Origin of the sequence: Bradyrhizobium guangxiense (genome assembly GCF_004114915.1) — a bacterium.
GTDB lineage: Bacteria > Pseudomonadota > Alphaproteobacteria > Rhizobiales > Xanthobacteraceae > Bradyrhizobium > Bradyrhizobium guangxiense.
Window position 1 is genome coordinate 2,324,814 of the sequence record NZ_CP022219.1, and the last position, 22,146, is coordinate 2,346,959.

Consider the following 22,146-nt stretch of genomic DNA (forward strand, 5'->3'; position numbering starts at 1 on the left):
ATGGGCATCCAGACTCCCAACGGCTTCAAACTCGACAATTCCGGCAAGCGCATCGTCGTCGATCCCGTGACCCGTATCGAAGGTCACATGCGGGTCGAGGTCAATGTCGACGCCGACAACGTCATCCGCAACGCGGTCTCGACCGGCACGATGTGGCGCGGCATCGAGGTGATCCTGAAGAACCGCGATCCGCGCGACGCCTGGGCGTTCACCGAACGGATCTGCGGCGTCTGCACCGGCACGCACGCGCTGACATCAGTGCGTGCGGTGGAGAACGCGCTCGGAATCACCATTCCGGAGAACGCCAACTCGATCCGCAACTTGATGCAGCTTGCCTTGCAGGTGCATGACCACATCGTCCACTTTTATCATCTTCATGCGCTGGACTGGGTCGACGTCGTCTCCGCGCTGTCGGCGGATCCGCGGGCGACCTCGACGCTGGCGCAATCGATCTCGAGCTGGCCGTTGTCCTCGCCGGGCTACTTCAAGGACCTCCAGACCCGTCTGAAGAAGTTCGTCGAGTCCGGACAGCTCGGTCCCTTCAAAAACGGTTATTGGGGCAGCAAGGCCTACAAGCTGCCGCCCGAAGCCAATCTGATGGCGGTGGCGCATTATCTCGAAGCGCTCGACTTCCAGAAGGACATCGTCAAGGTCCACACCATCTTCGGCGGCAAGAATCCGCATCCGAACTGGCTCGTCGGCGGCGTGCCCTGTCCGATCAATGTCGACGGCACCGGCGCCGTCGGCGCCATCAATATGGAGCGGCTGAACCTGATTTCCTCGATCATCGACCGCCTGATCGAGTTCAACGAACAGGTCTACCTGCCCGACGTAGCGGCGATCGGCTCGTTCTACAAGGACTGGCTCTATGGCGGCGGGCTGTCGGGCCAGAGCGTGCTCTCCTATGGCGACGTGCCCGAGCACGCCAACGACTATTCCGCCAAGAGCCTGAAGCTGCCGCGCGGCGCCATCATCAACGGCAATCTGTCCGAGGTGTTTCCGGTCGATCACGCCAACCCCGACGAGATCCAGGAGTTCGTGGTGCACTCCTGGTACAAATATCCCGACGAGACCAAGGGCCTGCATCCCTGGGACGGCGTGACCGAGCCGAACTACGTGCTGGGCGCCAACGCGAAGGGAACGAAGACCGCGATCGAGCAGCTCGACGAGGCCGGCAAATATTCGTGGATCAAGGCGCCGCGCTGGCGCGGGCACGCCATGGAGGTCGGCCCCCTGGCGCGCTGGATCGTCGGTTACGCGCAGAACAAGGCCGAGTTCAAGGATCCCGTCGACAAGTTCCTGAAGGATCTGAACCTGCCAACGTCGGCGCTGTTCTCGACGCTCGGCCGCACCGCGGCCCGCGCGCTCGAATCCGTCTGGGCCGGACGCCAGATGCGCTACTTCCAGGACAAGCTCGTCGCCAACATCAAGGCCGGCGACAGTTCGACCGCCAATGTCGACAAGTGGAAGCCGGAGAGCTGGCCCAAGGAGGCCAAGGGCGTTGGTTTCACCGAGGCGCCGCGCGGCGCACTCGCGCACTGGATCAAGATCAAGGACACCAAGATCGACAATTACCAGTGCGTGGTGCCGACCACCTGGAACGGCTCGCCGCGCGATCCCAAGGGCAACATCGGCGCTTTCGAGGCGTCGTTGATGAACACGCCGATGGTCAATCCCGAGCAGCCGCTGGAGATCCTGCGCACGATCCATTCCTTCGATCCGTGCCTGGCCTGTTCGACGCATGTCATGAGTCCGGACGGTCAGGAGCTCGCCAAGGTCAAGGTCAGATAGGAGGCCGTCATGATGGATGCCATTGCTCCCGGCTCGGACTCAAGGCCGGACCTCGCGGCGATCGCAGCCGACGCTTCCGGAGAACGTGCGGTGGGCCGCCCCACCGTCTACGTCTACGAAGCGCCGGTGCGGATCTGCCACTGGGTGAACGCGTTCTCGATTCTCGTGCTGATGGTGACCGGCTATTTCATCGCATCGCCGCTGCCGACGGTCGCGGGCGAGGCGTCCGACAATTTCGTGATGGGCTACATCCGCTTTGCCCATTTCGCCGCCGGACAGGTGCTCGCGGTTTTCTTCCTCACGCGCATCCTGTGGGCGTTCGTCGGCAATCACCACTCCCGGCAGATTTTCTACATTCCCGTTCATCGCAAGCAGTTCTGGAAGGAGGTGCTGCACGAGATCCGCTGGTACGCCTTCCTGGAGCGCGAGCCGAAGATGTATGTCGGCCACAACCCGCTGGCGCAAACTGCGATGTTCACGGGTTTCACGCTGTTCGTGGCCTTCATGATCGTCACCGGCTTTGCGCTCTATTCGGAAGGAATGGGCATCGACAGCTGGCAGCACAAGCTGTTCGGCTGGGTGTTCGCGATCTGGCCGAACAGCCAGGACGTTCACACCTGGCATCATCTGGGCATGTGGGCACTGGTGACGTTCGTGATGGTGCACATCTACGCGGCCATCCGCGAGGACATCATGTCGCGCCAGAGCATCATCTCCTCGATGGTCTCCGGCGAGCGGCAATTCCGCGATTGAAAACGGGAACGTGACCGATGCCGACATCCGTGCAAGACAATCGCATCCTGGTGCTCGGCATCGGCAACATCCTGTGGGCCGACGAAGGCTTTGGCGTGCGGACGGTGGAGGAATTCCACCGCCGCTACGCCGTGCCTGACAACGTCACCATTCTCGACGGCGGCACGCAGGGCCTCTACCTCGTGAACTATCTGGAAGAGGCCGATCGCCTGATCGTGTTCGACGCCATCGACTACGGCCTCGAGCCCGGCGAGTTGAAGCTGGTGCGCGATGACGAAGTGCCGCGTTTCACCGGCGCCAAGAAGATGAGCCTCCACCAGACCGGCTTCCAGGAGGTGATCAGTGCAGCCGATCTGCTCGGCAGATGCCCGAAGCATCTCGTGCTGATCGGCTGCCAGCCGCTCGATCTCGAAGACTGGGGCGGGCCGTTGACGCCGCCGGTGCGCGACCAGATCGCGCCTGCGATCGATCTGGCCTGCCGGATATTGGCCGAGTGGGGCGTTGCGGTGAGCCGCCGCAGCGAGCCTTTGGCGGACACCGAGCGGTTGCTCGCCAATGACATCGACCACGCCAATTACGAGATGCGGCCGGCCTGACTGGCGCGACCTTCTTTGGAGAAAGCGCGATGTGCCTCGGCTTGCCGATGACGATCGTCGAGACTGACGGAATGTCGGCGCTATGCGAATTCCGCGGCGAGCAGCGCCGCGTCTCCGTGCTGCTGCTCTCCACCCCGCCGGTGGGCGCCCACGTGCTGGTCTATATCGATACTGCGATCCGGCTTCTGGACCAGGACGAGGCGCGGCTGATTGGTGCTGCGATCGATGGGCTTGATGCTGCGCTCGATGGCGAGGATTGCGACCGCTTCTTCGCCGACCTGATCGACCGTGAGCCGCAATTGCCCGCCCACCTTCGGTCCGAATAAGCGGCCTTCTGCAGCCGAGATCGCCGCCCGCCGCATCGGCCTCACGGGCAGGCTGCCTGTAAGCGATCTTTCTATCTGCAAAGATATCTTCCACCTAGCTTGGAAAGAATCTTACCATTTGGTGGATGCGCCGTTCCGGGTGCTAAGAATTATCTGATTTAGATCAATGATGTAGCGGAAGAGAACTGCTGGAATGTCCTGGCATGTGCCTTGCTAATCCTGTCTCGAGCGAAAACCATAAGCTTGTCAGGGGAGGTCTGATGGAATTCCAGGTGCGGAAGCAGGATCCGACGCGGCACGGCCTGTCCGAGGTGAGTGCCGCGACGGTCGATCAATTTCTTGGCGCGGCCGACGAGGCTGGCGCGGTCGCGGTGCTGCTGTCGGCGGGCGATCCGAACCGGTTTCCGGAGGCGATCGACGTCGCCGTGGTGCTGCCGGAGTTGGTCACCGCGTTCAATGGCCGCTTGCGCGGCGCGATCATCGCCTGTGGCGACGAGAGCACGCTTGGCCAGCGTTTCGGCGTGCGGGTGCAGCCGACGCTGATCCTCATTGCCAAGGGCGAGACGCTAGGGCTGATCGCCAAGATCCAGGACTGGTCGGTCTATATCGACCGCATCACCAAGCTGATCGACCGCCCGCGCGGGCAAGCCGCCGCGGTCGCCGTCACCATCGTTCCCCAGCATCGCGCACAAGGGGTCGAGCTATGAAGGTCGGATTCTGGGATGCGCCCGAAGGCGCCGAGCAACCGGTCAGCGTGTTTCCGATCGGCGAGGAAAGTCTCAATGCATCGAACGGCAGCCTGACGGCGGCCGGAGCGCTGGCAAAGCTTGCAAGGCTCGACAGCGCCGAGCTTGCCAAGAGCTGTCCGAATGCGGTCGCGCTGCTCTCGAAGATCGCGCAGGCCATCGCCGGCCAAAAGGCCGATGCGCCGACGCAGCTGTTCCGGCTCGCCGACCTGAACGATCTCGAAAGCAAGCTCGTCGCCGACGTGCTCGGCGAAGGCGAGGTCGGCGGGGGCGTGGCGTTGCCCGACGGATCGCTGGCCCAGATCCAGGAATCGGTCCTGGCGGGAATCTGGCGCGTGCGGCTCGAGACCGACGCCACATCCGAATATCTCGAGATCGGCGCCATTCCGGAGATCGTCAAGCGCGCGGCCGCCGACCTCACATCCGCCGATTTCGAGATCGGGTCGGTGCCGGACGGCGCCATGAACGTTCTGCCGGTGCTCGCCGAGATCCGCGAACGCGCGCAGGCCTGGCGGTCCGGTATCCGCTCGCAGATCATCAATTTCACGCTGCTGCCGATGAGCCCGGTGGACATGAGCTTTCTGCAGGACACGATCCGCAACGGGCCGATCCAGCTCGTGTCACGCGGCTATGGCACCTGCCGGGTGCTGTCGACGGGCATCCGCAATGTCTGGTCGGTGCAGTTCTTCAACGCCATGGACACCATCATTCTCGATACGCTCGAGGTCGGCGGCGTGCCGACCGTCGCGCTTGCCGCGGACGAGGATTTCGAGGACTCCGCCGAACGGCTGCAGGAAATCATCGAGGCCTATTTCAAATGAGCGCCTTCGAGAATTTTGGCGTCCGTCAGGACGTCACTGAGGCCACGCGGCTGGAATGCGGCATCTGCTGGACCGTCTACGATCCCGCCGACGGTGACGAGGTGGCGCAGATCGCGCCCGGCACGCCGTTCGCGGCGCTGCCGGAGGAATGGCACTGCCCGAATTGCGATGCTCCGAAATCCAAATTCATGGCGATCGAGGCATGACGGGGAGGGCGCCAAATCTCGACGCCGATGCCGTGGCGTGGGGCGAGCTCCTGGCCGGCAGCTATCGGGAGATCGGCGAGCGTGCGATGCGCGATCTGCCGATCTACAACGATGCGCTCGGCGTCGAGGCGGTCGGCTTCCGCCGGTTCGACGGCACGATGGTCGGCATCATGGTCACGCCGTGGTTCATGAACGTGGTGATGCCGGCGAGCGCGGCGTGGGAGAATTCGGGCACGACGCTGCAGATCCGTTTTCCCGCAGGCGATATCGAGTTCACCCTCAGCGAAGTCGGACAGATGGGCCGCATCGCAAGCTGCTCGCTGTTCTCGCCGATGTTCCAGTTCGCCGACATGGCCGCCGCGCGGGCAACGGCCGAAGCGGCAATCGCCGAGCTGATGCTGCCGGCGGACAGCGAGGAGGCGGTTCGTCGCCGCGAGCCCGCGACAACCCCGATCGATCGGCGTAACTTCCTGCGCGGTGCTTTGACGGAGCGGCGGGGATGACCCTGGCCTTCCGCAACGAGATCGACATCACGGTGTGGCTTGCCGGCGGCACGATCACGGACGTCGCGGTCCAGCCGCGCAGCCGGCCGCCGTTGACGCGGCTGTTCGCGGGAAAGCCGGCGGAGTCCCTGCTTCCGGTGCTGCCGCGGTTGTTCTCGCTCTGCTCGGTCGCCCATCAGGTGGCGTTCCTGTCGGCAATCGAGGCCGCGCAAGGGCAGCAGGCGACGCAGGCGACAGCGCGCAGCCGCGTCACGGCGGTCGTGGTCGAGCGGCTCACCGAATTGCTGCGCAGCCTGTTCATCGGGCGGCTGGCGCTCGACGGCGCGAGCGCTGCCGCCGTGCGCGCCATGATGCAGGCGACCACCGTCCTCGGCGGGGCCAGCGAAGGCGTGTCGGAAGCGTTGCGGCGCGAAGCCGTGGCAAAGATCAAGACCGCGCTTTTAGCGCTCGGCATCGCCGGCGAAGGCAGGGCTCTGGTGCCGGGCACCGCGCTCGCTGCCTATCTTGGGCGCTGTGAGGGTGAGGACTTGTTGCCGCCGCCGGTCGAGCCATCATTCCTGACGGCGGCTGACGACGTCGACGTCTTGAATTGTCTGCTGGCAGGCGGGGCAGCCTATTCCGACGCGCCGGAGCTCTGCGGCAAAATTCCGGAAACCGGTGTCTGGGCGCGGTGGGCGCGGCGCGAACCCGTCTTGTCGACGGCGGGGCCGGCTGCGCGCCTCGAAGCGCGCATCGCCGAGGTCGCGCGGCTCTGCGCCTGGCTCGACCACGGCGAAGAGGATCTCGACGATGGCGTCGTCGCAAGCTACCGGCTCCGCGCGAGCCAGGGGGCGGCCGCCGTCGAATGCGCGCGGGGCCGGCTCTACCACGCGGTCGCGCTCGAGGAAAGCCGCATCGTCAATTTCGAATTCCTGGCGCCGACCGAGTGGAATTTTCACGCCCGGGGGCCGCTGGTCCGGAGCCTCAAGGGCGCGAAACTGGCCGCTGGCCGGCGCGGTCAGGACGCCGTTCGCACGCTGATCGGCGCGTTCGACCCTTGCGTCGGTTTCAAGCTCGACTTCCGCGAGGTGGGCCATGCATGAGATGGCACTGTGCGAGGGCATCATCGGTATCGTCGAGGAGGAAGCGCGCAAGCGTTCCTTCAGCAAGGTGAACGTCGTCTGCCTCGAAATCGGTGCGCTCAGCCATGTCGCGCCGGAGGCGATGAAATTCTGCTTCGAGGCGGTCGCAGCGCAGACCATCGCGCGAGGCGCAAGGCTGGAGATCGTGGAGACTCCGGGAATCGCCTGGTGCATGGCCTGCTCGGAGAGCGTCGAGATCAAGCAGCGTTACGAGCCGTGCCCGTCCTGCGGCGGCCATCAATTGCAGGTGACGGGCGGCGAAGAGATGCGCGTAAGAGAATTGGAGGTCGACTGATGTGTACGGTCTGCGGCTGCAGCGATGGCAAGGCGTCAATCGAACACGCGCATGATCATCATCATGACCATGGCCATGAGCATGGCCACAGTCACGGTGGACACCATCATCATCACGGTCATGGCCACAGCCACGACCATGTTCACCATCACCACCATGATCACGGTCCCGACGAGGCGGTGTTGCTCGATTGCGGCGCCAATCCGGCGGGTCAGGAGATCGTCGGCATGAGCAGCGATCGCATCATCCAGGTCGAGCGCGACATTCTCGGCAAGAACGACAGGCTCGCCGCGGACAATCGCGCGCGCTTCCGCGCCGACGAGGTGCTTGCCTTCAACCTGGTGTCGAGCCCGGGCGCCGGAAAGACCTCGCTGCTGGTCCGCGCGGTCTCGGAATTGAAGGACAGCTTCCCGATTGGCGTGATCGAGGGCGACCAGCAGACGTCCAATGATGCCGAACGGATCCGCGCCACCGGCGTGGCGGCGATCCAGGTTAACACTGGAAAAGGCTGTCACCTCGATGCCGCCATGGTCGGCCAGGCCTATGACAGGCTGCCCTGGCTGAACGGCGGCATTCTCTTCATCGAGAATGTCGGCAACCTCGTTTGCCCGGCGGCGTTCGATCTCGGCGAATCCTGCAAGATCGTGGTGTTCTCGACCACCGAGGGTGAGGACAAGCCGCTCAAATATCCTGACATGTTTGCGGCGGCGTCCTTGATGCTGATCAACAAGATCGATCTCGCGCCGGTGCTTGATTTCGACCTTGCCAAGACCGTCGAATATGCGCGGCGTGTCAACCCTGACATCGAGGTGATGACGGTGTCGGCGCGCACAGGCGAGGGCTTCTCGGCCTTCTATGCCTGGATCCGCAGGCGCTGGGCGAAGACGAAGCGGGCCGAGATGGCGACGCAGGGATGACGATGACCGCTGGGACGAGCGTGCCGGAGGTGAGGAGACTGCGTCTGCATGTCCGCGGCGCGGTGCAGGGCGTCGGATTTCGCCCGTATGTTTACGGCCTCGCCACGCGCTATCGTCTCGACGGTTTCGTCGCCAACGATCCCCACGGCGTCGTCATAGAGGTCGAGGGCGAGCGCGCCGCCGACTTCATCGCGGCGCTGCCGCTGGAAAAGCCGCCGCTTGCCCGCATCGACGACATCTCGGTGCATCCGATCGGGGCGATGGCGAGCGAGGGATTCTGCATCCGCGCCAGCGAGCAGGGCCGGGTGTCGACGCGCATCGTCGCTGACGCCGCGACGTGCAAGGAATGCCTGCGCGAGCTGTTCGACGCGAACAGCCGGTTTTATCGCTACCCCTTCATCAACTGTACCCATTGCGGCCCGCGCTACACCATTGCCGAGCGGCTGCCCTATGACCGCCCGACCACGGCGATGAAGGGCTTTGCGATGTGCAGCGCCTGCGCGGACGACTATGCCAATCCTAACAGTCGTCGTTTCCATGCTGAGGCGATTGCCTGCACGGCTTGCGGCCCAAGGCTCAGCCATGACACCGCGGACATTGCCGCCGCGATTGCCGCGGGCAAGATCGTCGCGATCAAGGGCCTCGGCGGCTATCAGCTGCTCTGCGATGCCCGCGACGATGGCGTCGTGCGGCAGCTGCGGCAGCGCAAGCATCGCGACCAGAAGCCCTTTGCCGTCATGGTCGGATCGGTGGATGCGGTCGCCGACATCGCTGATGCCGATGTCGCCGAGCTTGCGCTGCTCGAGACCGCGCCACGGCCCATCGTGCTGATGAGGTCGCGCAATCGGCTCGCGCCAGAGGTCGCGCCAGGCCTGTCGCGTCTCGGCGTCATGCTGCCGGTCGCGCCGCTCCATCACCTGATCCTCGATGCACTGAACACAGCGCACGGACGGGCCGGCGAAGGCTGGGCGATCGTCGCCACCAGTGCCACCCCCGGCGGCGAGCCGCTCCTGATCGACAATCGCGAAGCCGAGCGGCGCCTTGCCGGCATTGCCGACCTCGTCGTCACCCATGATCGCGACATCGTCACCCGGGCCGACGATTCCGTGGCGGCAGTCGTCGCGGGCCGGACGCAATTCATCCGCTGCGCCCGCGGCTACGTGCCGGAGCCGGTTCGCCTCGCGCGGCCCGTGCCGCCGATCCTGGCGGTCGGAGGCGCATTGAAGTCGACCGTGACGGTCACGCGCGGCAACGAGGCATTCGTCTCCCAGCATATCGGCGACCTCGACACTGCGGAAGGCGTCCGCTTCTTCGAGGAGACGGTCGACCATTTGCTGTCGACGCTCGACGTCGAGCCGGTCGTCGTTGCCCATGACCTGCATCCGAACATGGCCTCGACCCGCTTCGCACAAGCTAGCGGCAGGGGGCTGATCGCGGGTCAGCATCATCACGCCCACGCGGCCGCCGTGATGGCGGAGCATGGCATCGCCGGACCGGCGCTGGCCCTGGTGCTCGACGGTTTCGGCCACGGCAGCGACGGGGGTAATTGGGGCGGCGAGCTGCTCGCCTGCGACGGTGCTCGCTTCCGGCGGCTCGGGCACCTCGCGCCGATGAAGATGCCGGGCGGCGATCGTGCCGCGCGCGAACCCTGGCGCATGGGTGCGAGCGCGCTGCATGGCCTCGGACGAGGCGATGAGATCGCGACGCGGTTCGGTGCGCAGCCGCAGGCCTCGCGCCTCGGCGCTCTGCTCGACCAGCCGGGCGTGCCGACGACGACCAGCGCCGGCCGCCTGTTCGATGCAGCGGCAGGACTGTTGGGTCTCTGTCCGCTGCAGAGCTATGAGGGGGAAGCTGCGATGAAGCTGGAGGCGCTGGTGCGCGCGCCGCGCATCGCGCAGGACGGCTGGATCATCGAGAGCGGCGAGCTGTCCCTGGCTCCATTGTTCGAGCGCCTGGCAACCGGGACCATCGATCCGGTCGAAGGCGCCGAACTGTTCCACAGCACGTTCGCCGCAGCCTGCATCGACTGGATCGGGCAGGCGGCGCGGATGACCGGCATCACCACGGTTGCCCTCGGCGGCGGCTGCTTCCTCAACGCCATCCTGTCGGACACGATCGCGCGCGGCTGCATCGCGGCCGGCCTCTCGCCCCTGCTGCCAACCCAGATGCCACCCAATGACGGCGGCCTCAGCCTGGGACAGGCCTGGATTGCCGCGCTACGACTCTTCGAACAGCAAGATCTGGAAGGAACCGCCTGATGTGTCTCGCGATACCGGCAGAGGTCACAAAACTCCTGTCTGATGAGATGGCCATCGTCTCGATCGACGGCGTCAGCAAGGAGATCTCGGTCGCCTTGATCGAGAACCTCGCGGTGGGGGACTACGTGATCATCCATGTCGGCTATGCCCTGACCAAGATCGATCCGGAGGAGGCGCGGCGGACGCTCGAATTGCTGCGCGAGCTGAGCGTCGAGGGACAGGGAGTGGCGCCATGAAATATGCCGACGAGTATCGCGACAAGGAGATCGCATTGGGGCTCGCGAAGACGATTCGCGCAGAGACCCATCTGGAACGGCCGTATCGTTTCATGGAGTTCTGCGGCGGCCACACCCATGCGATCTCGCGTTACGGTCTGGAAGACATGTTGCCGAACAATTTGCGGATGATCCATGGCCCGGGATGTCCGGTCTGTGTGCTGCCGGCCGGGCGCATCGATATGGCGATCCGGCTTGCGGAGCGGAGCGAGATCATCCTATGCGTCTATGGCGACCTGATGCGCGTCCCCGGCTCGCAGGGCGCCTCGCTCCTGAAGGCAAAGGCGCGGGGCGCCGATATCCGCATGGTCTATTCCACCATCGACGCGATCCGGATCGCGGAGGAAAATCCCGAGCGTGAGGTGGTGTTCTTCGCCATCGGCTTCGAGACCACGACGCCGCCGACCGCGGTGATGATCCGGCTGGCCGAGAAGAAGCGGCTTTCGAATTTCAGCGTGTTCTGCAATCACGTGCTGACCCCGCCCGCCATGCAGAACATTCTGGAAAGCCCTGATATCCGCAGCATCGGCCGCGTTGAGATCGACGGCTTCGTCGGGCCGGCGCATGTCTCGACCATCATCGGCACCGCGCCTTACGAGTTCTTCGCCGAAGAGTTCGGCAAGCCGGTGGTGATCTCGGGCTTCGAGCCGCTCGACATGATGCAGGCGATTCTGATGCTGGTGCGCCAGGTCAACGAGAACAGGCACGAGGTCGAGAACCAGTACAGCCGCGCGGTCACGCGCGACGGCAATCTGCGCGCCAAGGAGGAGGTCTCCGACATCTTCGAGCTGCGCGACCAGTTCGAATGGCGCGGGCTCGGCCAGGTTCCCTATAGCGGGCTGAAGCTGAAACGCGCTTACGCGAAATATGATGCCGAGGTCCGTTTCGGCATGAACGAGCTTCGCGTCGACGACAATCCGGCGTGTGAATGCGGCGCCATCCTGCGCGGGGTGAAGAAGCCGGTCGACTGCAAGCTGTTCGGCACCGTCTGCACGCCGGAGACGCCGATGGGCTCCTGCATGGTCTCCTCTGAAGGCGCCTGCGCCGCGCATTGGACCTACGGCCGCTTCCGCGACCATCAGCAGAGGCGGGCGTCATGAAGGCCTATCAGCGCAAGCTCGATATCAGAAACGGCTGCGTCGACCTGTCCCACGGCTCGGGCGGCCGCGCCATGGCGCAGCTGATTTCCGGGCTGTTCCACGAAGCGTTCGGCAATGAATGGCTGGCGCGCGGCAACGATCAGTCGGCCTTCGATGTCGGCGCGGGGCGGATGGTGATGACGACCGACGGCTATGTGGTCTCGCCGCTGTTCTTTCCCGGCGGCAACATCGGCTCGCTCGCAGTCCACGGCACGGTCAATGACATCGCCATGGCCGGTGCAAAGCCGCTCTATCTCTCGGCAAGCTTCATCATAGAAGAGGGGTTCCGCTTCGCCGACCTCAAGACGATTGCGGAATCGATGGGGGAGGCGGCACGCTCGGCCGGTGTCCACATCATCACCGGCGACACCAAGGTGGTCGAGCGCGGCAAGGCCGACGGGCTGTTCATCTCGACCGCAGGCGTGGGCGTCGTGCCTGATGGGTTCGATCTCTCGGCTGAGAACGCGCGGGTCGGCGATCGCGTCCTGATCTCGGGCACCCTCGGCGATCACGGCGTTGCCATCATGTCGAAGCGGCAGAATCTGGCCTTCGAGACCGAGATCGTGTCGGATTCGGCGGCACTGAACGATCTTGTCGCCAAGATGGTCGTTGCCGGTGGGCGCGGCATCCGCCTGATGCGCGATCCCACGCGCGGCGGGCTCGCCGCTACACTGAACGAAATCGCCCTGCAGTCCGATGTCGGTTTCCACCTCCAGGAGGAGGCGATCCCGGTCAAGCCGGGGGTGGCGGCGGCGTGCGAGCTGCTCGGGCTCGATCCGCTCCATGTCGCCAACGAGGGCAAGCTGGTCGCGATCGTCGCGCCCGAGGTTGCCGGCGCCGTGCTTGCCGCCATGCGGGGGCATCCGCTCGGCCGCGATGCCGCCGACATCGGCGAGGCCGTCGCCGACGACCATCATTTCGTGCAGATGGCGACGAGCTTTGGTGGCGGTCGGATCGTCGACTGGCTGTCGGGCGAGCAACTGCCGCGAATTTGTTGAGCGATCATGATGCGCATCCTGCTGCTATCGCATTCTTTCAACAGCCTGACGCAGCGGCTCCATGTTGAATTGCGCGAGCGCGGCCATGAGGTCTCGGTCGAGCTCGACATCCACGCCGACGTCACGCGCGAAAGCGTGGCGCTGTACCGGCCCGATTTGGTGATCGCGCCGTTCCTGAAACGGGCGATCCCCGAAGATGTCTGGCGCAACGTGTGCTGCCTGGTGGTGCATCCTGGCCCGCCCGGCGACCGCGGCCCGGCGGCGCTCGACTGGGCCATTCTCGAGGGAGCGACCGAGTGGGGCGTCACCGTGTTGCAGGCGGACGGCGAGTTCGACGCCGGTCCAGTCTGGGCCTTCCGCACGTTCCCGATGCGGCGCGCTGCAAAATCCAGCATCTACCGCAACGAGGTGACCTCATGCGCGGTCGAAGCGGTGCTGGAAGCGATCGATGCGATCGCGGCGGGACGGCCGACACCGCAGCCGATGCGCGAGGGCGACGCGCGCATTCGCGCGCGCGGGCCCTGCCACCAGTCGGACCGGGCGATCGACTGGCAGCACGACACGACCGAGACCGTTCTGCGCAAAATCAACAGCGCCGACGGCATGCCGGGCCTCCTCGACAGCCTGTTCTTCCAGGACGTGCGACTGTTCGACGTCCACGAAGCGCGAGATATTTCCGGCATTCCCGGCACGATCGTCGCACAATGCGATGGTGCCTTGGCCCGTGCGACCGTCGACGGAGCGGTCTGGATCGGCCATGTGCGGCAGCTTGCACCGAAGAGCCTGAAGCGGTCCGCGGCAAAGGTCTTCGCCGAGCAAGCAGCTGGCCTGCCGCGGCGGCCGGATTGCGGCTATGCTCCCATTCAGTATGCCGAGCATGGCGAGATCGGCGAGTTGCAGTTCTCCTTCTACAACGGCGCCATGGCGACGAGCGACTGCGAAGCGCTGCTGCATGCCTACCGGACCGCGCTGGCGCGCCCGACAAAGGTGCTGCTTCTGACCGGCGGTTCCGACTATTGGTCGAACGGCATTCATCTGGCGGAGATCGAGGCCGGCGACAGCGCCGCCGATGAATCCTGGCGCAACATCAATGCCATCGACGATCTGGCACGCGCGATCATCGAGACTACGGACCGCCTGGTGATATCGGTCATTCGCGGCAATGCGGGAGCGGGAGGCGTGTTCTTGAGCCTGGCCGCCGACGAGGTCTGGGCCGGTGAGCAGATCGTGCTGAACCCGCATTACAAGGATATGGGCAATCTGTTCGGCTCCGAATACTGGACCTATCTGCTGCCGCGCCGGGCGGGTGCCGCGAACGCGACCCGGATCACGCAGTGCCGGCTGCCGATGGGCATCGCCGAGGCGCAACGCCTCGGGATCGTCGATCGCGTCCTCGCAAGTGGCGAGCTCGCGCGCGAAAGTCTCGTGGCACTTGCTGCAGCGATGGGCGCGGATCAAGGCCTTGCGGCGCGCCTCGCCGACAAGAAGAGCCGCCGCGCGGCGGACGAGGCCAAAAAGCCGCTGCAAGCCTATCGCGACGAGGAGCTGCGGCGGATGAGGCTCAATTTCTACGGCTTCGATCCGAGCTATCACGTCGCGCGCTACAACTTCATCCATAAAGTGCCGAAGTCGCGCACGCCGCTGACCATCGCCAATCATCGGTCGCGGCGGCCGGCCGAGCGGCCCAGACCCATGGTGGTGCCCTCATGAGCGTTCGGGGAACCATTCTCGTCGTCGACGACGAAGTCCGGTCGCAGGAAGCGCTGCGGCGCGTTCTTAGGGAGGATTTCGAGGTGCTTTGCGCCGGCAATGCGGCCGACGCGGAAAAGCTGCTGGAGGGCGAGATCGTCCACGCCATCCTCTGCGACCAGCGCATGCCGCATGAATCAGGCGTGAGTTTCCTGAAGCGTGTGCGGGAGCTGTGGCCCGATCCGGTGCGGATGATCATCTCGGGCTATTCCGATTCCGAGGATATCATCGCGGGCCTCAACGAGGCCGGCATCTATCAATACGTCACCAAGCCGTGGCAGCCGGATCGGTTGGTCGATATCGTCAAGGAGGCGGTGCAACTCTATCGCCTCCAGAAGGAGACGGAAACGGCCGGCGTCGACGTCAAGGCGACGCCAGGGCATATCAAGAAGGTCGTCTCGGTCAAGCGAGGTGTCGCCAAGCAGCTCTACGATTTCGACCGCATCGTGCACTCCTCCGAAAGTCCCATGCACAAGGTGATCGAGCTCGGCAAGCGCGCCGCAGACTACGACATCTCCGTGCTGATCACCGGCGAGTCCGGGACCGGAAAGGAGCTGCTCGCGCGCGCCATTCACTACGGCTCGGCGCGCGCCAACAAGGCCTTCGTCGTCGAGAATTGCGGCGCGTTGCCGGACGAGCTGCTCGAAAGCGAGCTGTTCGGCTGCAAGAAGGGCGCCTTCACCGGCGCCTATCAGGACCGGATCGGCCTGTTCGAGGTCGCCGATGGCGGCACCATCTTCCTCGACGAGATCGGCGAGACCTCGCCGGCATTCCAAGTCAAGCTGCTGCGCGTCCTGCAGGAGAGCGAGATCCGTCCCCTCGGCGCGCAGCGGGTGCGCAAGGTCGACGTCCGCGTCGTGGCCGCGACCAACCGGGATCTCGAAGCCGAGGTCGAGGCCGGCCGCTTCCGGCGCGATCTCTATTATCGCTTGGCGGCGTTTCCCGTCCACATGCCGGCCTTGCGCGAGCGCCCGATGGATGTCTCACTGATCGCAGAAGGTGTGCTATCGTCGGTGAAGACCTCCTTCAATCGGCCTGGCCTGCGCTTCGCGGCGTCGGCGCTCGAGGCATTTGCCAGATATCATTGGCCGGGCAATGTCCGCGAGCTGCAGAACGAGATCCAGCGCATGGCGGTGCTGGCGGACGCGGATGAATTGCAGGCCCCGCCGCTGCTGGGCCGGCGCAACGGCAAGCCGCCGGCGGCCGCGGTCCACGGCAAGCTGAACGGCTCCGCAACCCTCAAGGACAAGGTGGAAGACCTGGAGAAAGCGGTTATCATCAGCTGCCTGGAGCGCTACGAAGGCAATATCAGCCGGGTCGCGAGCGAGCTCGGGCTATCGCGCGTCGGTCTCAGGAACAAGCTGGCCAGGTATGATTTGAGAAAGAATGCCTGAGGTGACGCACTCTCCTGAAACGGGCGAACCGGAGACGCTGCTCAAATTGATCACCAAGCGCGGCGCGATGGAGCTCGATCAGGAGCGCGAGGGCGCCTGGATCGAGGTCATCCGCAAGATGGATGAGGTCTATTCGGACCTCCTGCGCTATGAGGTCGACCTCGAGCACAAGAACGCGGAGCTGGAGGAGGCGCAGGCCTTCGTCACCAACGTCATCGAATCCGTCTCCGACATTCTCATCGTCTGCGATGCCAAAGGGCTGGTGCAGCAGGTCAATTCCGCGTTCCAGCACACGCTTGGCTGCAGCGTCGCGGACATCGTCGGCAAGAACATTGCCGAGGTCATCGATGTTCAGGACAAGGCCAAGCTGGTTCCGCTCCTGAAGCCGCGCAGCGCCTCCGACGTCGTCGATGGCGAGCTGCGGTTTTCGCGCGAGGGCGCCAGCTCGGACCTGTTCGCCATCAACGCATCCCCGCGTCACGACCACCGCGGCCGCTTCATCGGCGTGGTGCTGACGGGCCGGCCGATCGGAGAGCTCCGCCGTGCCTATGAGGAGCTGCACAAGGCGCATCACGAGTTGCAGCGCGCCCAGCGGCAATTGGTCGAGCAGGAGAAGATGGCAAGCCTCGGCCGTCTCGTTGCAGGCGTCGCGCACGAGCTCAACAACCCCATCAGCTTCGTCTACGGCAACGTCCACACCCTGATGCGCTATCGCACCGCGATCGCCGCCTATCTCGACGCGGTCCACGGCGAGGCCAAGGAGGGTGAGCTCGCGGCCGAGCGGCGAAGCCTCCGCATCGATGAGATCCTGGAGGATTTCGGTCCGCTGATCGAAGGCACCCTGGAAGGCGCGGTCCGTATCAGCGAGATCGTGAAGAATCTGCGCCGGCTGTCCTTCAGCAAGCTCGGCGAGGTCGAGCGCGTCAACATCGAGCGGCTCATCAACACCGCGGTGCTGTGGGCCGTACGCACCAAGCAGGTGCGCATCGACCTGCAGATGGAGGTCGAGCCGGAGCTCTGGGTCTCCGGCAATGAGGGGCAGTTGCACCAGGTGATCGTCAATCTCGTTGAGAATGCGATCGACGCGATGCGCGGCACCGAAGCGCCGCGGCTGGTCGTGTCGGCGGTGCGCAAGGAAAACGAAATCCTGTTCCGGATCTCGGACAACGGCCCGGGGATCGACAAGGATCACATCAGCCACATCTTCGAGCCGTTCTTCACGACCAAGCGGGTCGGCGAGGGGACGGGACTTGGCCTCTGGATCAGCTACGGCATCGTGCGCGAGCATGGCGGTGAGCTGGTCGCCGGGTACGGTCCGGAGGGCGGCGCGACATTCTCGTTCGCGTTGCCGGCGGCATAGGCACTGGCGTTCGACTCGCGCATGAGGCCCGCGTTGCCCGTCGGGCAAGACACCTCGTGAGGTCGCCGCCGCAATAAGGAGCTGCTCCAGCAGCGAGAATTTGCGGCCGCCGAATGGTCAGCGCCGGGCCTGTCACGAAAACATCGAGGCGATCGCCTGTATATGGTCGGTCGCCGCAGCGACGAGATCGGCATAATTGGTGTGGCCTTGAGCCGCCGCCTTGAGAATGCATTCGGCGAGGAATGCCTTGGTTGATATCGTCACCAGGTCGGAAGGCACCTTGAACATGGCCTCCTCGAGGGCCGTCCTCATGGTGCACACGAGCTCAGGATCGAATTGCGGCATTGATACGGCTCCATCCATCGCGGTGTCCGGCCTCCAAATCAGGCAGCCGGCGCGGAGGAAGTTTCGCTGAGCGAGCAGCGGAATCAAGTCAACTGCATTTGAGCTCGGTGAAATCTTGGAGAGGTTGGATGGTCTCGCGCCGAGTTGAACCTGAATTCGACGCAGCGGCCCGTTCAATCGGCTAAGGAGATCAGATGACCAGTCATCCGGGCCACCGCGCCTTACCTGTGTCGCCCTCTGTCGATCCGGCCGCTTGGCTCAAGAGGGTAGCGAGATGAAGCAAAGCTAGGGCGAAATGTGCCGCGAGAACGCGAAGGCATGTCTATAGCCACACAATCGGTGTCATCGCCTGGCCAGTGCGCAATTGCGCACGAGGACCGGGCGATCCAATACTCCGAGACGGCAGTGATTGGACCGAGAGGCCACGGCCTACTGGATTTCCCGCTTTCGCGGGGAACGACAGCGTCAATTGGAGAGCGAGCCACCACCTCATCCTCCGTCATTGCGAGGAGCCCTTGCGACGAAGCAATCCAGAATCCCTCCGCCGAAAGATTCTGGATTGCTTCGTGGAGCCTGTCATCGGGCCGCGCTATGCGCGGATCCGTTGGCTCGCAATGACGGAGAGGAGAGAGCACCTGCCATAACTTCGCTCTCGTGCCCGAACACATCACGCGGGCCAATATCGACATCATGGCTCCTAGCCCAGACTCTTCCGATGATTCAGATAGCGCAGCGCCAGCTTGATGAAATTGTGCACCACCATCGACGTCTCGTCCTCCCTGAAGAGCAGAAACACGTCGGCCGTTGGCGGTGAGGGCCTGATCGGACGGAATACGATGTCGTCGGTCGTGAAGCGCGCAATCGACTGCGGCACGAGCGCCACGCCGAAACCCGCGGCGATCAAGCTCGGGATCGACTGGGCGTCGACGACCTGCTGGGACACCTTCGGCAGGAAGCCGGCATCGACACAGCACGACTGCACGTATCGTGCGAAGTCGGAGCTACCAGGATCGAGGATGACGTGATCCTCGGATGCCAGATCACCGAGGGCGATGCGCTTGCGGCGCACCAGTCGATGGGTGCGGGGCATTGCGAGGACGACCTCTTCCCGCCATGCAAGCTTGCTGGTCAGGCCGCGCTCGGCCGGAATGCCGCGAATGAGACAGATGTTGGTCGTGCGGCCGAGCAGCGCTGCGATCTGCAGCGCCGGCGCCTGCTCATGCACCGTCATCTTGACCAGTGGAGCGCCCTCCCGATAGGCCGCAAGCAGCTCTGCGAGACGGCCGCGCAGGATCGAGCCGGTCGCTCCAACGTCGAGCGTTCCGATCAGGCCGGCTCCGATCGACCGAGCCTCGTCCTCCGCAGCCTTGACCTGTTGCAGGATTGCGCGTCCCCGCACCAGCATGGCCTCGCCCGCCTGCGTCAGCTCGACCCTGCGGCTGGTCCTGTAGAGGAGCTGGGTCCCGAGCTCCGCCTCGAGGCCCTGGACATGCTGACTGAGCGGCGGCTGCGACAGGTTCAACCGCCGGGCGGCGATGGTGAAGCTGCGTTCCTCGGCTACCGCGATGAAGTACCGGAGCTGGCGGAGATCCATAGCGAAAGCCTATCAATCGTGTCGTTCTATATATTGGACTTGATCTCGCACCTGGTCAACGAATGGCCGATACAGCCTCCATCCTGTCGCGACGGCAGGCTGCCTCCGCGGCGATCGCAGCTCGCCGCCAACGACAACGATGGCGAAGGCTCCGGCCGACCAAGCCAGACGGAAGCCCAGCGAGCGAGGAAGGCGATGCCCAAGATGTTCAAGTCACTCTTCTTCCAGGTCGTCGTCGCACTCGCCGTCGGCATTGCTCTCGGCATGGCTTATCCGGACACCGCATTGCAGATGAAGCCGCTGGGCGACGGCTTCATCAAGCTCATCAAGATGCTGGTGCCGGTGATCGTGTTCTGCGTCGTCGTGCAGGGAATTTCGGCGGCCGGCGACCTTTCCAAGGTTGGAAGAGTCGGCATTCGATCGCTTCTCTACTTCGAAATCGTCACCACCGTCGCCTTGGTGTTCGGCCTCGCGCTCGCCTATTATTTCCAGCCCGGCGCCGGAATGAACATCGACCCGAGCGCGTTGGACGCCAAGGCGCTCAGCGGGTTCAGCCAGACGGCGGCCCAGGTCGCCGGCGGCGGCGTCTCCGAATTCCTGATGAAGCTCATTCCCTCGACGCTGGTCGGCGCTTTCAGCTCCGGCGATGTTCTGCAGGTCCTGATCGTCTCGATCATGTTCGGATGTGCCGTGTCGCTGTGCGGCGAACGCGCCAAGCCGGTCGTCGATTTCGTCGAGCGCGTGAACGAGATCATCTTCAAGATGATGAACTTTGTCGTCCGGCTCGCCCCGCTCGGGGTGTTCGGCGCGATCGCCTTCACCGTCGGCAAATACGGCATCGGTTCGCTCAAGCAGCTTGGCGGCCTCGTCGCCCTGTTCTATCTGGCGGTGGTTCTGTTCGTGGTCGTCGTTCTCGGCGCGATCATGCGGATCTCCGGCTTCAGTCTGTTCAAGCTGATGGCCTATCTGCGCGAAGAGCTGATGATCGTCCTCGGCACGGCCGCCGGCGACAGCGTGCTCCCACAGACCATGCGAAAGCTCGAGCTGCTCGGGATCAAGCGATCGACCGTGGGTCTGGTGATCCCGACCGGATACTCGTTCAATCTGGATGCGTTCTCCATTTACCTGACCTTGGCGGCCGTCTTCATTGCACAAGCGACGAATACGCCGCTTGCGACGGGCGACCTCCTGGCGATCCTCGGCGTCGCGCTGCTCACCTCCAAAGGTGCCCATGGCGTTCCGGGTTCGGCGATCGTCGTGCTCGCCGCGACGTTGTCCGCCATTCCGGCCATTCCGGCGATTGGACTGGTGCTGATCCTGTCGGTGGACTGGTTCATCGGCATCGCCCGCGCGCTGGGCAATTATGTCGGAAACTGCGTTGCGGCAGTCGTGGTCGCCTCATGGGAGGGAGACCTCGATCACGCCAAGGCGCATCGCATCCTGAACGGCGAGATTGACCCTTCAGCCGAGAATCTGCGAGTGGATCCGGCCGGCACGGATGGTCCCGTCGCGGGCCTGCAGACCCTCTAGACGCGGGAGTGCTTAAGTTTGGCGATGGTGACACTCTCGATCGAGCCTTTGACGAAACAGGCATTCGCCCCGTTCGGCGAGGTCGTCGAGACGGAAGGGAAGACGCCGCTGTCGATCAACCAGGGCTATGCGGCGCGCTACAATGAGCTCGCCACTATCGACGTCGCCGCGGAAGGCGGGCAGGTCAATATCAGCTGGTTCGTCGCCTCGGCACGTCCCGCGCCGATCGCGATCAGACTGATGGAGCGCCATCCGCTTGGCAGCCAGATGTTCATGCCCCTCAACGGAGCGGAGTGGCTGGTCGTCGTTTGCACGGATCCTGCCGTCTCCGCGAGCTATCGGGCGTTCGCGGCAAGAGGCCACCAGGGCGTGAATTATGCCCGAAACTGCTGGCATCATCCGCTCCTGGTTCTCCAGGATACAAGCGCGTTCCTCGTCGTCGACCGCAAGGGGCATGGCGACAATCTCGAAGAATTCTGGCTGAGCGAGAAGATGCAACTCGCTCTCTGGTCGGCCGCAGGCTGATACGTCCCATCGGTAACCTTCACGAGGCTTGATGATGTCATCGCGCAGCTATCACATACCGCAGGGCGGGCTTCCGCCTCAGACGGATCTGCTGAGCGGCCGCGCGGTCTTCACGAACGCGTATGCCGTTATCCCCAACGGCGTGCAGCGCGATATCGTCGTCAGCCACCTGCCGCACTGGGACGACACGCGGGTCTGGGTGTTGGCGCGACCGCTCTCCGGATTCGCCGAGACGTTCTCCTACTATCTCATGGAGATCGCGCCGGCCGGAGGAAGCCAGATGCCGGAGCCGAATAGGGATGCCGAGGGGGCGTTGTTCGTCGTGGGCGGCCGGCTCAGTCTCAATTTGGCAGATGGTGAATTCGAGCTGAGGCCCGGCAGCTTTGCTTACGTCCCGCCCGGCTGCGCCTGGAGCATTCGCAACCGCGGCACGGGTGCGGCGCAGGTTCACTGGATCCGCAAACTGTACCAGCGCGTGCCGGGGCTGGCCGAGCCCGAGGCAATCGTGGTCAACGAAGATTCGCTCGAACCCGTACCGATGCCGGGCACGGAAGGAAGATGGGCAACCACCCGCTTCATCGATCCGGCCGACATGCGTCATGACATGCACATCAATATCGTGACGTTCGAGCCGGGGGCGACGATTCCCTTTGCGGAGACGCATGTCATGGAGCACGGGTTGTACGTGCTCGAGGGCAAGGCGGTTTACCGTCTCAATCGCGACTGGGTGGAGGTCGAGGCCGGAGACTATATGTGGCTGCGCGCCTTCTGCCCGCAGGCCTGCTACGCAGGAGGCCCCGGCCGGTTTCGCTATCTTCTCTACAAGGACGTCAACCGGCACATGAACCTGCGGCAGGGCCCCCCGCAGGTCTAGAACGTTTTCAAGCGAAGTGGGCACCGGTTC

The 22,146-nt window shown here is 64.3% G+C and carries 23 protein-coding genes; 21 read left to right on the forward strand and 2 right to left on the reverse strand.

The features are described from left to right. The 18 genes from X268_RS10800 to X268_RS10885 all read left to right on the forward strand — a co-directional run bounded on the left by X268_RS10800 (position 1) and on the right by X268_RS10885 (position 17,248). The gene (locus X268_RS10800) at positions 1–1,791 is read left to right on the forward strand and encodes a nickel-dependent hydrogenase large subunit (protein WP_128924937.1); all 1,791 of its coding nucleotides are present in this window, start codon (positions 1–3) and stop codon (positions 1,789–1,791) included. A 9-nt stretch (positions 1,792–1,800) separates the two neighbouring features. Next, positions 1,801–2,544, forward strand: a complete 744-nt coding sequence (gene cybH, locus X268_RS10805; RefSeq protein WP_128924938.1) for a Ni/Fe-hydrogenase, b-type cytochrome subunit — start codon at positions 1,801–1,803, stop codon at positions 2,542–2,544. A gap of 17 nt (positions 2,545–2,561) precedes the next feature. Next, positions 2,562–3,140 (forward strand): HyaD/HybD family hydrogenase maturation endopeptidase, encoded by a 579-nt coding sequence (locus X268_RS10810; protein WP_128924939.1) that lies wholly within the window; start codon positions 2,562–2,564, stop codon positions 3,138–3,140. Positions 3,141–3,169: 29 nt separating this feature from the next. Then, positions 3,170–3,466: a HypC/HybG/HupF family hydrogenase formation chaperone gene (locus X268_RS10815; protein WP_128924940.1), complete on the forward strand. Its 297-nt coding sequence runs from the start codon at positions 3,170–3,172 to the stop codon at positions 3,464–3,466. A gap of 260 nt (positions 3,467–3,726) precedes the next feature. After that, positions 3,727–4,173, forward strand: coding sequence for a thioredoxin domain-containing protein (locus X268_RS10820; protein ID WP_128924941.1), 447 nt, complete (start codon positions 3,727–3,729; stop codon positions 4,171–4,173). Further along, on the forward strand, positions 4,170–5,033 hold the full coding sequence (locus X268_RS10825) for a hydrogenase expression/formation protein (RefSeq protein ID WP_128924942.1): 864 nt from the start codon (positions 4,170–4,172) through the stop codon (positions 5,031–5,033). The genes X268_RS10820 and X268_RS10825 overlap by 4 nt, the downstream gene beginning before the upstream one ends. Further along, positions 5,030–5,239, forward strand: coding sequence for a rubredoxin (locus tag X268_RS10830; protein ID WP_097659208.1), 210 nt, complete (start codon positions 5,030–5,032; stop codon positions 5,237–5,239). Before X268_RS10825 ends, X268_RS10830 begins: the two co-directional genes overlap by 4 nt. Then, positions 5,236–5,742: a [NiFe]-hydrogenase assembly chaperone HybE gene (gene hybE / locus X268_RS10835; RefSeq protein WP_128924943.1), complete on the forward strand. Its 507-nt coding sequence runs from the start codon at positions 5,236–5,238 to the stop codon at positions 5,740–5,742. Before X268_RS10830 ends, hybE begins: the two co-directional genes overlap by 4 nt. Further along, on the forward strand, positions 5,739–6,824 hold the full coding sequence (locus X268_RS10840; RefSeq protein WP_128924944.1) for a nickel-dependent hydrogenase large subunit: 1,086 nt from the start codon (positions 5,739–5,741) through the stop codon (positions 6,822–6,824). The genes hybE and X268_RS10840 overlap by 4 nt, the downstream gene beginning before the upstream one ends. Further along, on the forward strand, positions 6,817–7,158 hold the full coding sequence (gene hypA / locus X268_RS10845) for a hydrogenase maturation nickel metallochaperone HypA (RefSeq protein ID WP_128924945.1): 342 nt from the start codon (positions 6,817–6,819) through the stop codon (positions 7,156–7,158). The genes X268_RS10840 and hypA overlap by 8 nt, the downstream gene beginning before the upstream one ends. Continuing rightward, a complete protein-coding gene (gene hypB / locus X268_RS10850; protein ID WP_128924946.1) occupies positions 7,158–8,075 on the forward strand; it encodes a hydrogenase nickel incorporation protein HypB in 918 nt (305 codons plus the stop codon). The genes hypA and hypB overlap by 1 nt, the downstream gene beginning before the upstream one ends. Further along, positions 8,072–10,333 carry a carbamoyltransferase HypF gene (hypF, locus tag X268_RS10855; RefSeq protein ID WP_128924947.1) on the forward strand — a complete coding sequence of 754 codons (2,262 nt, stop codon included), beginning with the start codon at positions 8,072–8,074 and terminating at the stop codon, positions 10,331–10,333. Before hypB ends, hypF begins: the two co-directional genes overlap by 4 nt. Continuing rightward, entirely contained in the window at positions 10,333–10,569 is a 237-nt protein-coding gene (locus X268_RS10860) for a HypC/HybG/HupF family hydrogenase formation chaperone (protein ID WP_128924948.1), read from the forward strand. Before hypF ends, X268_RS10860 begins: the two co-directional genes overlap by 1 nt. Then, positions 10,566–11,708: a hydrogenase formation protein HypD gene (gene hypD / locus X268_RS10865; RefSeq protein ID WP_128924949.1), complete on the forward strand. Its 1,143-nt coding sequence runs from the start codon at positions 10,566–10,568 to the stop codon at positions 11,706–11,708. Before X268_RS10860 ends, hypD begins: the two co-directional genes overlap by 4 nt. After that, the gene (gene hypE, locus X268_RS10870) at positions 11,705–12,745 is read left to right on the forward strand and encodes a hydrogenase expression/formation protein HypE (protein WP_128924950.1); all 1,041 of its coding nucleotides are present in this window, start codon (positions 11,705–11,707) and stop codon (positions 12,743–12,745) included. The genes hypD and hypE overlap by 4 nt, the downstream gene beginning before the upstream one ends. 6 nt (positions 12,746–12,751) lie before the next feature. Next, positions 12,752–14,455: a hydrogenase maturation protein gene (locus X268_RS10875; RefSeq protein ID WP_347341909.1), complete on the forward strand. Its 1,704-nt coding sequence runs from the start codon at positions 12,752–12,754 to the stop codon at positions 14,453–14,455. Continuing rightward, a complete protein-coding gene (locus X268_RS10880; RefSeq protein ID WP_128924951.1) occupies positions 14,452–15,888 on the forward strand; it encodes a sigma-54-dependent transcriptional regulator in 1,437 nt (478 codons plus the stop codon). The genes X268_RS10875 and X268_RS10880 overlap by 4 nt, the downstream gene beginning before the upstream one ends. Further along, positions 15,881–17,248: a sensor histidine kinase gene (locus tag X268_RS10885; RefSeq protein WP_128924952.1), complete on the forward strand. Its 1,368-nt coding sequence runs from the start codon at positions 15,881–15,883 to the stop codon at positions 17,246–17,248. Before X268_RS10880 ends, X268_RS10885 begins: the two co-directional genes overlap by 8 nt. Positions 17,249–17,380: 132 nt before the next feature. On the opposite strand, the gene X268_RS10890 is transcribed toward X268_RS10885, so the two are convergent. Both X268_RS10890 and X268_RS10900 read right to left on the reverse strand, forming a co-directional pair. Further along, positions 17,381–17,680 carry a hypothetical protein gene (locus X268_RS10890; protein ID WP_245477850.1) on the reverse strand — a complete coding sequence of 100 codons (300 nt, stop codon included), beginning with the start codon at positions 17,678–17,680 and terminating at the stop codon, positions 17,381–17,383. Between the two features lie 610 nt (positions 17,681–18,290). Beyond that, positions 18,291–19,187 (reverse strand): LysR substrate-binding domain-containing protein, encoded by an 897-nt coding sequence (locus X268_RS10900; RefSeq protein WP_128924954.1) that lies wholly within the window; start codon positions 19,185–19,187, stop codon positions 18,291–18,293. Positions 19,188–19,382: 195 nt separating this feature from the next. Here X268_RS10900 and dctA point away from each other — a divergent pair, with 195 nt between their 5' ends. Genes dctA through X268_RS10915 form a run of 3 tightly spaced genes read left to right on the forward strand, consistent with a single transcriptional unit; the run spans position 19,383 to position 22,116 of the window. Then, positions 19,383–20,717, forward strand: coding sequence for a C4-dicarboxylate transporter DctA (gene dctA, locus X268_RS10905; protein WP_128924955.1), 1,335 nt, complete (start codon positions 19,383–19,385; stop codon positions 20,715–20,717). 24 nt (positions 20,718–20,741) lie between these two features. Beyond that, a complete protein-coding gene (locus X268_RS10910; RefSeq protein WP_128929215.1) occupies positions 20,742–21,242 on the forward strand; it encodes an ureidoglycolate lyase in 501 nt (166 codons plus the stop codon). Positions 21,243–21,276: 34 nt separating this feature from the next. Beyond that, positions 21,277–22,116, forward strand: coding sequence for a bifunctional allantoicase/(S)-ureidoglycine aminohydrolase (locus X268_RS10915; RefSeq protein ID WP_128929216.1), 840 nt, complete (start codon positions 21,277–21,279; stop codon positions 22,114–22,116). Positions 22,117–22,146 lie beyond the last annotated feature (30 nt).